12 protein-coding genes are annotated in these 11,949 nt (G+C 34.8%); 10 read left to right on the top strand and 2 right to left on the bottom strand.

What is annotated here, in order from left to right; genetic code table 11:
- The first annotated feature begins 8 nt into the window (after positions 1 to 8).
- From ligA to M0G43_RS09680, 3 genes are all read left to right on the top strand, one after another.
- Positions 9 to 2,003, top strand: coding sequence for an NAD-dependent DNA ligase LigA (gene ligA, locus M0G43_RS09690; protein WP_248025557.1), 1,995 nt, complete (start codon positions 9 to 11; stop codon positions 2,001 to 2,003).
- A gap of 98 nt (positions 2,004 to 2,101) precedes the next feature.
- On the top strand, positions 2,102 to 2,836 hold the full coding sequence (locus tag M0G43_RS09685) for a hypothetical protein (protein ID WP_248025553.1): 735 nt from the start codon (positions 2,102 to 2,104) through the stop codon (positions 2,834 to 2,836).
- Between the two features lie 106 nt (positions 2,837 to 2,942).
- Positions 2,943 to 3,704, top strand: coding sequence for a hypothetical protein (locus tag M0G43_RS09680; RefSeq protein WP_248025551.1), 762 nt, complete (start codon positions 2,943 to 2,945; stop codon positions 3,702 to 3,704).
- Here the strand turns inward: M0G43_RS09680 and M0G43_RS09675 are convergent, their stop codons facing one another.
- On the bottom strand, positions 3,705 to 4,616 hold the full coding sequence (locus M0G43_RS09675; RefSeq protein ID WP_248025550.1) for a bifunctional metallophosphatase/5'-nucleotidase: 912 nt from the start codon (positions 4,614 to 4,616) through the stop codon (positions 3,705 to 3,707). It abuts the gene before it with no gap.
- 5 nt (positions 4,617 to 4,621) lie between these two features.
- A complete protein-coding gene (locus M0G43_RS09670) occupies positions 4,622 to 5,377 on the bottom strand; it encodes a 5'-nucleotidase C-terminal domain-containing protein (RefSeq protein ID WP_248025545.1) in 756 nt (251 codons plus the stop codon).
- Positions 5,378 to 5,446: 69 nt separating this feature from the next.
- On the opposite strand from M0G43_RS09670, the gene M0G43_RS09665 reads away from it, so the two are divergent.
- From M0G43_RS09665 to recN, 7 genes are all read left to right on the top strand, one after another.
- Positions 5,447 to 5,965, top strand: coding sequence for a DUF6913 domain-containing protein (locus M0G43_RS09665; protein ID WP_248025543.1), 519 nt, complete (start codon positions 5,447 to 5,449; stop codon positions 5,963 to 5,965).
- Positions 5,965 to 6,843 (top strand): 4-hydroxy-tetrahydrodipicolinate synthase, encoded by an 879-nt coding sequence (gene dapA, locus M0G43_RS09660; protein WP_248025539.1) that lies wholly within the window; start codon positions 5,965 to 5,967, stop codon positions 6,841 to 6,843. Before M0G43_RS09665 ends, dapA begins: the two co-directional genes overlap by 1 nt.
- Before the next feature lie 157 nt (positions 6,844 to 7,000).
- Complete coding sequence (locus M0G43_RS09655; RefSeq protein WP_248025537.1) at positions 7,001 to 7,801, top strand: outer membrane protein assembly factor BamD; 801 nt, start codon at positions 7,001 to 7,003, stop codon at positions 7,799 to 7,801.
- Positions 7,802 to 7,813: 12 nt separating this feature from the next.
- Positions 7,814 to 8,146: a DNA-directed RNA polymerase subunit omega gene (locus tag M0G43_RS09650; protein WP_248025534.1), complete on the top strand. Its 333-nt coding sequence runs from the start codon at positions 7,814 to 7,816 to the stop codon at positions 8,144 to 8,146.
- Positions 8,147 to 8,149: 3 nt separating this feature from the next.
- Positions 8,150 to 9,361, top strand: coding sequence for a bifunctional phosphopantothenoylcysteine decarboxylase/phosphopantothenate--cysteine ligase CoaBC (gene coaBC / locus M0G43_RS09645; protein WP_248025532.1), 1,212 nt, complete (start codon positions 8,150 to 8,152; stop codon positions 9,359 to 9,361).
- Positions 9,354 to 10,241, top strand: coding sequence for a DUF4835 family protein (locus tag M0G43_RS09640; RefSeq protein WP_248025524.1), 888 nt, complete (start codon positions 9,354 to 9,356; stop codon positions 10,239 to 10,241). The genes coaBC and M0G43_RS09640 overlap by 8 nt, the downstream gene beginning before the upstream one ends.
- A gap of 53 nt (positions 10,242 to 10,294) precedes the next feature.
- A complete protein-coding gene (gene recN, locus M0G43_RS09635; protein WP_248025523.1) occupies positions 10,295 to 11,947 on the top strand; it encodes a DNA repair protein RecN in 1,653 nt (550 codons plus the stop codon).
- The last annotated feature ends 2 nt before the right edge of the window (positions 11,948 to 11,949 follow it).

Genomic DNA, 11,949 nt, shown 5'->3' with positions numbered 1-11,949 from the left:
GAATTTTAATGGATATCAAACAGCAAATAGAAACGTTACGAAACGAATTGCGCCAGCACAATTACAATTATTACGTGCTAGACAATGCGACCATAAGCGATTATGAATTTGATGTCAGATTGAAGCAACTTCAGGAATTGGAAACACAGCATCCCGAATTTTTTGATGCCAATTCCCCGAGTCAGCGTGTTGGTGGGCAGGTTACCAAAAATTTTGAGACGGTTCAGCACGAACACAGAATGTATTCGCTTGACAATTCATATTCTAAAGAAGATTTGCTCGATTGGGAAACCCGTATAAAGAAAGTTGTTGAAGGAAAGGTGGAATACGTTTGTGAGTTAAAGTACGATGGCGCGTCAATAAGTTTGACTTATGTGAATGGGAATATCACCAAAGCTGTGACACGTGGTGATGGTGTGCAAGGTGATGATGTGACAACCAATGTGAAAACCATTCGCTCTGTGCCATTACAGCTTCAGGGAGATTTTCCAACGAAATTCGATATTCGAGGCGAAATTGTCTTGCCGTTTGCAGGATTCAATAAAATGAATGAAGAGCGCATTGAAATAGGAGAGGAGCCTTACCGAAACCCTAGAAATACAGCTTCTGGAAGTTTGAAACTGCAAGATAGCGCTGAAGTTGCCAAGCGACCTTTGGAATGTCTACTCTATAATATTACAGGAAACAATATCAATATTTCCACACAATTTGAAAGTTTGGAAAAAGCTAGAAAATGGGGTTTTAAAGTCCCAACGGCTGCCAAACTTGCCAATTCGATGGATGAGGTTTTTGAGTTTATCGATTATTGGAATGTCCATCGGCACAATTTGCCTTATGAAACCGATGGCGTAGTGATTAAGGTGAATGATTTGCAACAGCAGGAAGAATTGGGATATACAGCCAAATCACCACGTTGGGCAATGGCTTACAAGTTTCAAGCAGAACAGGTTTCAACACGATTAAACGAAATTACCTATCAAGTTGGTCGAACGGGAGCCATTACACCAGTTGCAAATTTAGAACCGGTTCAATTGGCTGGAACTACTGTAAAGCGAGCGTCGTTGCACAATGCTGACCAAATTGAAAAACTGGATATTAGAGTAGGCGATGAGGTCTTTGTTGAAAAAGGTGGCGAGATTATTCCAAAAATTATTGCAGTCGATTTAGCAAAGCGTCCAGCCGATTCGCAACCTACACAATACATCACACATTGTCCTGAATGTGATACAGAATTGGTAAGGACAGAAGGTGAAGCACAACACTATTGTCCTAATTATAATGGTTGCAAACCTCAAATCATTGGAAGAATCCAACATTATATTTCCCGAAAAGCGATGGATATTGAAGGACTTGGAGGAGAAACGGTTGCGCTTCTGGTAAATGCTGGATTGATTTCAAATTATTCAGATTTGTATGAATTGACAAAAGAACAAGTCATTCAATTGGAACGGATGGCGGAGAAAAGTGCAGAGAATTTAATTTCAGGCATTGAAGCTTCAAAGCAAATTCCGTTTGAGCGTGTCTTATTTGCGCTAGGGATTCGTTATGTAGGCGAAACTGTTGCAAAAAAGTTGGCCAAGCATTATAAATCGATTGAAAATCTTTCACAAGCTACAATTATTGATTTGGTGACAGTTGACGAAATAGGTACTCGTATTGCTGAAAGTGTTGTAGACTTTTTCAATTCCGAAGAAAATAGACATATTATTGATAGGTTGAAACAATTTGGAGTTCAATTACAGATTTCCGCAGAGCAATTGGCAAACCAGACCGATAAACTTCAAGGACAAATTTTTGTGGTTTCAGGAGTTTTTGAGTCTTTATCTCGTGATGAATTGAAGAAACTCATTGAAGATAACGGAGGAAAGGTTTCAAGTTCAATATCTTCCAAAACCGATTATATTATTGCAGGTGATAACATGGGGCCAAGCAAAAAAAACAAGGCCGAGCAATTGGGAATTCCAATCATCGATGAGTATAAATTCAAAGAGTTAATTATGTAAATTCGTACACAATACATTATTTCATCGATAAAATGCATTTTTATTCGTTTAATTGTATTAATTATTTATATTTGTCTCATAAATAGATAAATACTTGTATGCAGTTAGAACGAATATTAAAAATCACCTTAATCACTTTATGCTTGATATTTTTGAGCCTTCAGATTTTTAGTCTTGAATTTCAAGCATCTGGAGCCAGAGTTTCGTTAGTCTTACTATTGACGTTACTATATTATGTTAGAGTGGAAAGAAAAAGATTGTTTTTCCTACTTTTTCTGTTATGTTTTTCTTTGGCTGAATTGCTGGGTTTTATATCCTATTTTATTGAAATAGATTATGATACATCACCTGACTATTTTTATTATCTGGGAAATGGATTTTACATTCTATCCTACATATTTTTGATAATAAGGGTTTTGCGAGATATGGAGTTAAAAACCGTTATTAGAAAATTTTGGATCCATTTAATTGTATTGACAGTTTTGGATGTTTTCTGTGTAATAATTTTATCTGGAACTACGAAGAATTTGCTTTCAGTGAATGAATTCTCAATGGAATTTTTCTACAATGCGGTTATTATGGTTCTTTTGACAGTTGCTATGATTAATTATATGTCTAAAAACACCCAAAAGTCCATGAATCTATTGTTAGGAGCCATATTTATTTTCTTTTCAGAAGTGATCCAGATGACATATTTCTACATTTCAGATATTAATATTCTAAACGTTATGTGTTCATTATTCTTGGTCTTGGCATTTTTGTTTTTTTATTTACAAGCAAGAATTCCGCTAGAATCTGAACAAAAGACCATTCAGCAGGATATCCAAGTCTAATTGTTTTTAACAAAAAATTTAACAAAAAATTCGACGAAGTGCATAATTATGACGTTTAAATTCGTTTTTTTTGCTATATTTGTGAACCTACTTATTGATACCTACTATGAAACAAGTTTACACTGGTTTGCCCAACGGTGTTTTGGCTTTAATATTCATAATGATCTTTACCATTAATGGTATTGCAGCATATTATGGCAATTCATTGGTTCCAAACATTACGAGAATCACAAGTATCCTTATATTGTTGACATTGTACTACATCTATAGAAATAGGATGGCCAATGTGTTCTTGACGATCTTCTTATTTTCCTTTTTAGGAGATTTATTTTATGTATTTAATTTAGGTGAGCTTTCAAGCAAACTATCAACCACATTTTATCTTGGAAGTTATAGCTTACTGGTTTTTGTTTTGCTAGGAAAATTCAAGCGTATTAAGTACGAAGGTCTCGTATCGATTTATCTGATTGTTGTGTTTTTGCTCAATTCTTACTTTCTCTATGTACTGTATGGTGTAATCAAGGAGAATTTTGCGGATAACATCAATATGGTATTATCTGTGTGCCATGGAATTATACTGCTGGCGATGACTTTCTTTGCCTTTGCAGTTTACTTAAGTCAAGAAACAACGCAATCCATTATTTTTTTAGTGATGGTATTTTGTTTTGTATTTTCTGATGTATTGACCTACATATGCAATATGTATGTCTTTTTCTGGGTATTCGAATTCGTGAGCAATATGCTGCATTTGGCAAGTTTGATTTTGTTGTTTACATATGTTTACAATCATCACAAAATAATCAAGGTGAAACCTAAAATGTCTGTAGAGGATTATCTTATCAAAGGTTCCGAAAGATTGACAGCTTAATCAGACAATTATGGAAACGCCTTCGGCAGCTTTATTTTTATTGGCATCGAAATAGAAATCTATCCTACCAAGATTGATTCCGTAGCAGCCTACTTGGTTCACAAGAATATTTTTCCCTTCAGCATTTTTTACAATAGTTGGTTTGTCCAAAAAAGTATGTGTGTGTCCTCCAATAATAAGATCGATGTTTTTCGAAGCTTTTGCAATTTTGAGATCATCTGGTTTTTCTGAATCTTCAGAATAGTTATATCCCAAATGAGATAGACAAATAACCAAATCACATTTCTTATCTTCCTTTAAGATGCGACTCATATCTTTGGCAATTTCAGACGGATTTAAATATTTGGTTTCCTTGTACAGATTCTTGTCCACCAGTCCTGACAACTCAATCCCTAGTCCGAAAACACCAACCTTTATGCCATCAACCATAAATATTTTGTATGGCTTAACATAAGTGTCCATAACCGTATTTGAAAAATCATAATTCGAAGAAATAAATTCAAATTTCGCATGAGGCATTTGTGCGTATAATCCATCGATACCGTTATCAAAATCATGATTGCCAATGGTTGCAGCGTCATACTTGAGCATGCTCATCAATTTGAATTCCAATTCACCGCCATAATAATTAAAATAGGGTGTTCCTTGGAAAATATCTCCTGCATCCAATAGCAGTGTGTTAGGGTTTTCTTTTCTAATGTTGGCTATAAGCCCAGCTCTTCGTGCGACACCTCCTTTATTGGGATTACGTCCGTCTTCAGGTCCGAATGGGTCAATATGACTATGAACATCATTGGTATGAAGAATAGTGATTTTCTTTGTGGTTGATGAAAAAGATTGTAAACCAATGCCTCCTAATCCTACCAATGCCGATGCTGCAGCTGTTTGTTGAATAAATTCTCTTCTCTTCATTTGAATCAGTTTAGTTGAATAAATCTATCATCAATCACAGGATTAATCGTGTCGGTTTTTGTAAAATAATCGATAAGTGCATTCCTGATTTTATAATCTAACACGTAAAGTGTATCCCTTTTTTTGAAAAAATCCATTCTGTCACCACCATTCACTAAATAGTCATTGGTCAAAACGAAATAAGATTTATTGTAATCAATGGGTTGCCCCTTGATTGTTGCGTTTTCCAAATTACCATCTTTATTTAAAACAATTTTCAATTTTGATATTGGATGCGCCCTTTTGGCTTCAATTAAATAATCCAACAATTCTTTAACTTGTGCTCCTTTCAATTTCGTCACAACAACTGCGTTTTCAAAAGGCATTACTTCAAAAGCAGTTCTGATAGTAATACCTCCCTTTGAAATAATTGCCCTGATTCCTCCGTGGTTTAAAAGCACAAAATCAATATCTTTTCCTGTCCTTTTTTTGAAAATTGGATTTGATTGTTCATACATTGCGTCTGCCATAAAATTTCCGATGGCTGTATTTAAATGGCCATCCGATTTAGAATAGGTGTTCACTGCATATGAGATGACACTATCCAGATTTTTATTAACGTGCTCACGATAAGGTTTAATAAAGGCTTCCACACTTTGATCGGTTGGTAAGGAATCGGTTATGGTGATTCGTTTGCCTTCTATTTTATTGTAAGTATTGGTAGTTTTACACGATATGAGAATAAAGAGTGCAAAACAGAACAGCAATGGCTTATTTTTCATTAGATAAGTTAATTATGGTGTGGCAAAAAATGCAGTGCGTTTTATTACCTTTGTGCAAAACAAAAGTAAATGATTTTTAAAGCATTTAAGGAAAGATCCAATCAAAAACATATTAACAGATTGTTAAATTCCAGAAATGTAAAATTCACCAATACTAAAATTTCATCTATTGGAGTTGTATTGACTTTAAAAGAATTTGGTGATTTAGATGCCATTAGGACATTTGCAAAGGAATTGGATATTTTGCCTCCGAAAACTAAAATCATCACTTTTGTTGAAGATAATAAAATAACAGATAAACTTTGGGACACATATTTTAGCCCGAAAGATTTTGGGTGGAATGGAGCCATTAAAAATATGGATTTGCAGAATTTTATCGACACCCAATTTGATATTCTGATCTGTTTTTATAATCAGCATTCAGTTGAGTTGAATTTAGTGACAGCATCGTCCAAAGCAAATTTTAAAGTCGGTATTTCCAATGAGAATTTGAAACTTTATGACTTTGTAATTGATGTAAAATCCAATCAATTTGAATTGTTTAAAATCGAATTAAAAAAATATCTAACCGTATTAAATAAATTATAATGATATCATTTCTTGGAACAGGAGTCGCTTTAGTCACACCTTTCAAATCAGACCAATCCGTTGACCACAAAGCGTTGGCAAAGATTGTGAATTTCAATATTGAAAATGGAACCGATTATTTGGTCATAAGTGGCACTACAGGCGAAAGTGTAACCATCACGAAAAAAGAGAAAAAGGAAATTATAGATACTATTCATAAAGCAAATGGCAGTAGAGTGCCTATGGTACTGGGAATTGGTGGCAACAATACGCAAGAAGTTATTGAAGAAATTCAAACCACCGACTTGAGCTATATTGATGCCATTTTATCTGTTTCCCCATATTACAGTAAACCGACACAAGAAGGAATTTACCAGCACTTCAAGGCAGTTGCTGAAATTTCTCCATTACCAGTGATTTTGTATAATGTTCCAGGAAGAACATCTTCAAATATGCTCCCAGCAACAACATTGCGTTTGGCAAATGATTTTGAGAATATCATTGCAGTTAAGGAAGCAGGAAATAGTGTAGCACAATATTTACAGTTACTAAAAAATAAGCCAGAAGATTTTTTGATTATTTCTGGAGATGATGACCTTGCGTTAAGTGTGGTTCTTGCTGGTGGAGCAGGAGTGATTTCGGTGATTGGACAAGCCTTTCCAAAACAATTTTCTAAAATGATAAAATTAGGTTTGGAAGGAAAGGCTAAAGAAGCCTATGATATTCATTTTAATCTGATGGATGCCACTAGCGCCATTTTTGAAGAGAACAATCCTGCGGGAATTAAAGGTGTTTTGGAAGCTTTAAAACTCTGTAAAGACACAGTGAGATTGCCATTGGTGCCAGCTTCGGATGTTTTGAAAGCCAAGATAAAGAAGATTGTCAAAGAGATGAAATAGACTTGAGTTATTATTTCATGTGATTAATGCAAGTCTCATTCAAAAGTTAAAAATAACTTAAACATGTTTTTGGGCTTGTTGAGAGCCTTATTTTAGCGATAAAATTTTATTTTATAATACGTTATAAATACGTACTTTTGCAATCTGTTTTTTTAATATGAAGAATTTTTTAGTTACTCTTTTAATAATCATCACGTTAAGTTCTTGTAGTGAATATCAAAAAGCACTGAAATCAGAAGATGTGTCATTGAAATTTGCCAAAGGCACAGAACTGTATGAAGCAGGAAAATATAACAAAGCTAATCGTCTTTTCGAACAAATCGTTCCGCAATATAGAGGAAAGCCTCAAGCAGAGAAGCTTATGTATATGCATGCCAACTGCTTTTATATGATGAAAGATTATTATCTGTCTTCATATAGGTTTGAACAATTTGAAACTGCTTATCCGAAAAGCGAAAAGGCAGAAGAGGCCTTGTTTCTCTCGGCAAAAAGTTATTACGAATTGTCTCCGATTTATAGTAAAGAGCAGAAAGAAACCCACGAAGCATTAGAGAAATTACAGTTGTTCATCAACAAATATCCAGAATCTCAATACATATCTCAAGTAAATGAGATGGTTAAAGAATTGGATTATAAACTTGAGAAAAAGCAATTTGAAATAGCGAAGCAATATAACCTTATCACTGATTACGAATCTTCGATAAAGTCATTTGATAATTTTTTACTGCAGTTTCCAGGAACAAGTTTTAGAGAAGAAGCTATGTTTTACCGCTTGGACGCTGCCTATAAATTGGCAATCAATAGTTCAGAAAGAAAAAAAGAAGCACGTGTCAATAATGCATTGGCTTTTTACAACTCTTTTAAAAAGTCATACCCTAATTCAACTCACTTATCAGACGTTGATGAAATGAGTGCCGAATTACAAACATTATCACAGCAATACAATACAAAAAGTTAATTTTAAGATACGATGGATTTAAAGAAAACAAACGCTCCTGTAACATCTGTTACTTATGACAGAAATGAGATTGATGCTCCTACAGGCAACATCTATGAAGCTATTTCCGTAATTTCTAGAAGAGCAGAACAAATCAACACGGACATCCGTAGAGAGTTGGTTGACAAACTTGAAGAGTTCGCAACTTTCAATGATAGTTTGGAAGAAATCTTTGAAAACAAAGAACAGATTGAGGTTTCTAAATTCTATGAGAAATTACCAAAGCCTCATGCTCTTGCAGTTCAAGAATGGTTGAACGACAAGATTTATTACAGAAACACTGAAGACGACGAAAAAAATTCATAATAGATGTCAGTTTTAAGCGGCAAGAACATTCTTCTAGGCATTACCGCCGGAATTGCTGCCTATAAAACTGCCAATCTCGTCAGGTTATTTATAAAAGCAGGCGCTAACGTAAAGGTGGTTATGACGCCTGCTTCTAAAGACTTTATAACACCTTTAACTCTTTCAACTTTATCTAAAAACCCTGTTCACTCATCTTTTTATAATGAAGAAGATGAAAATGCTGTTTGGAACAATCACGTTGAATTAGGCTTATGGGCAGACCTTTTCATCATTGCTCCTGCAACGGCCAATACCTTGTCCAAAATGGCGAACGGTATTTGTGATAATCTTTTGATGGCAACCTATCTGTCGGCTAAATGTCCAGTATATTTTGCCCCAGCCATGGATTTGGATATGTACAAGCACGAATCGACCATCAGGTCATTTAAAATTTTGAAGTCCTATGGCAACGTTATGATTCCTGCCACAAGTGGAGAACTTGCAAGTGGTTTGGTGGGAGAAGGTCGTATGGCAGAGCCAGAAGATATCTTGAGCTTTATTGAAAATGATATTTTAGAAAAGCTTCCATTGAAAGGGAAGAAAGTGCTGGTTACAGCTGGACCAACATATGAAGCCATAGATCCTGTACGATTTGTTGGAAACCATTCTAGTGGAAAAATGGGGTTTGAAATTGCAAAAGCTTCTGCTCAACTTGGTGCGGAAGTTATATTGGTTGCAGGTCCAACCAACGAAAAAGCTTTCCACAGTTTCATCAAAGTAATTAATGTCACCAGTGCTGAAGAGATGTATGAAACTGCACATCAATATTTTGATGAAGTTGATATAGCAGTATTGGCCGCTGCTGTGGCAGATTACAAACCGAAAAATGTATCAGATATCAAAATAAAAAAGAAAGAAGACACGTTCTCCATTGAATTGATAAAAACTAAAGATATCCTTAAATCTTTGGGAGCAATTAAGAAGCAACAGTTTTTGGTTGGTTTTGCACTCGAAACAAATAATGAAATTGAAAACGCAAAATCAAAATTGAAATCCAAAAACTTAAATTTAATTGTCTTAAATTCGTTAAAGGATGAAGGTGCTGGTTTTGGAGGTTCAACAAATAAAGTTACTTTTATAACCGATGGTGATGACATTATTCAGCATGACCTAAAGACCAAAGCTGAAGTTGCCAATGATATTTTGAATCAAATTTTAAAGCAAATCCATGCGTAAAGGTATATTTTTAATAGCCCTATTGTTTGCCTCTCAATTATTTTCTCAAGAATTGAATTGCAACATCGTTGTCAACGCTCAACAAACAGGAAATGAAAATGTTCAGGTGTTTAAAACTTTGGAGCGTCAATTAAAAGAGTTCATCAACAATACCAAATGGACCAATAAAAATTATAAAGCACAGGAAAAAATAGAATGTTCCATGAACATTATCATTACCGACTATGATACTGATAATTTTCAGGCTTCGATACAAGTGCAATCTTCACGACCTGTATTCAAGTCTACTTATAGCACTCCTGTCTATAACTTTAATGATAAGAATTTTGATTTTCAATATTTGGAATTCCAAAACCTTCTCTATAATGCCAATCAGTATGAGTCAAATTTGATATCGGTTTTGGCATTTCATGTGTATATGATTTTAGGCTTGGATGCAGATACATTCGCTTTAAATGGAGGTGATGAATATTTTAGGCAAGCGCAAACAATTCTGAACTATTCACAACAAGGCAATTTCAAAGGTTGGAAATTGGAAGATGGACTTCAAACGCGATTTATTCTGATTGACAACATTTTATCACCAACATATAAAGAATACAGAAGCGTGATGTATGATTACCATATCAACGGGCTCGACGTCATGGCTGACAATCCTAAAGCTGGAAAGGAAAAAATTGCTTCTTTGATGAGCGATTTGAATACCATGAATCAAAGACGTCCAAACTCATTTCTTCTTCGTGTATTTTTTGATGCGAAATCAGATGAAATATCTGATATTTTTAGCGGAGGACCGAGTGTCAACGTAACTTCTGTTCTTGATGTTCTTAATAGAATAGCGCCAACGTACTCTTCAAAATGGAGAACGATTACATTCTAGGATTATCAGTTTCTGTTCTGGAATCTACATATGTTTCAACCTGAAATAATAAAATGCTAACCTCACTCACCATAAAAAACTATGCTCTGATTGACCATTTACAGGTCAATTTTACCAATGGTTTGACTATCATTACAGGTGAAACCGGTGCAGGAAAATCCATTCTATTGGGTGGTTTATCATTGATTTTAGGAAAACGTGCCGATTTGAGCAATGTCAAAAATGCTACGGAGAAATGTATTGTTGAAGCCACATTTGATTTGGCGAATTATAATCTCAAACCACTGTTTAAGACAGAAGATTTAGATTATGAACCGCTCACAATCATCAGAAGAGAAATCCTTCCATCTGGAAAATCTAGAGCGTTCATCAATGACACTCCTGTAAATCTTGACAGTTTACAACTTTTGGGAGAACGATTGTTGGATATCCATTCTCAACATCAAACTTTGCAGCTCACCAACGATGATTTTCAATTTCAGGTCATAGATGCTTTGGCTTCAAATGGTGATATTTTAGAGAAATATGCATCAAATCTTTCAACGTATAATTCACTTCAAACTGAATTGAAAACTTTGCAGTCAAAGAAATCTGAAGCCATCAAGGAGCACGATTACAATTCATTTTTATTGAAAGAACTGGAAGATGCTAAATTGGTGGTTGGAGAAATGAATGCTCTAGAGGAAGAGTATGAAACATTAAATAATATTGAAGACATCAAGGAGAAATTATCAAACTCCAATGCCTTGATGAGTAATGAGGAAGTTGGGTTAATGAATAATTTAACCGAATTAAAGCAACAGTTTTCCAGGCTTACAAGTTATGGGACAGCATATCAATCAGTTTTTGAGCGCATCAATAGCAGTTTGATAGAATTGGATGATATTTTTAGTGAGATAGAAGCGCTTCGGGAATCGTTGGAAGCTGACCCCAAAAGATTGGAGGTTGTCAATTCAAAGCTTCAGATTTATCATAATTTGATGTTGAAACATTCAGTATCAGACGAAAGCCAGTTGATAAGCATTCGAGAGGAACTTGCCGCTAAAATAAATGATGCAGAAAACCTGGATGCTGTCATTCAGCAAAAGGAGTCAGAGTTGAAAACGATAAATGAACAGTTGAATACTTTGGCTATAACTATCCATAAGAACAGAGAAGCTGTTATTCCAACTCTCATTGAGCAGTTGGAAGCAATCCTTGGAACTTTAGGAATGCCAAATTCAAGATTTAACATCAAACTCCATCAAGGTCAAAAATATTATTTGAATGGTTCAGACGAACTTGAATTTCTGTTTTCGGCCAATAAAGGAGGCAATTTCAATGAACTCAAAAAAAGTGCTTCTGGTGGTGAACTGTCGAGAATTATGCTGGCAATAAAATCTATTTTATCAAAATACATTCAACTTCCCACAATTATGTTTGACGAAATAGATACTGGAGTTTCTGGCGAAATTTCAAATAAAATGGCGTTTATCATGCAACAAATGAGCAACTCAATGCAAGTTTTTTCCATCACTCATTTGCCACAGATTGCAGCGAAAGGAGATACTCACTATAAAGTATTTAAACAAGATGTCGATGGAGTTACCGTCACTCAAATGAAAAAACTGAATTCTGAAGATCGAATCGTAGAAATTGCACAAATGCTTGGTGGCTTCAAATTAACAGAATCGGCAATAGCCCATGCCAAACAACTCTTGAATTAAAA

The sequence above is a fragment of the Subsaxibacter sp. CAU 1640 genome, from assembly GCF_023156585.1.
Lineage (GTDB): Bacteria > Bacteroidota > Bacteroidia > Flavobacteriales > Flavobacteriaceae > JBPOFM01.
Note: the sequence above shows the minus strand (reverse complement) of the source record. Positions and strands in the feature narration are given on the sequence as shown.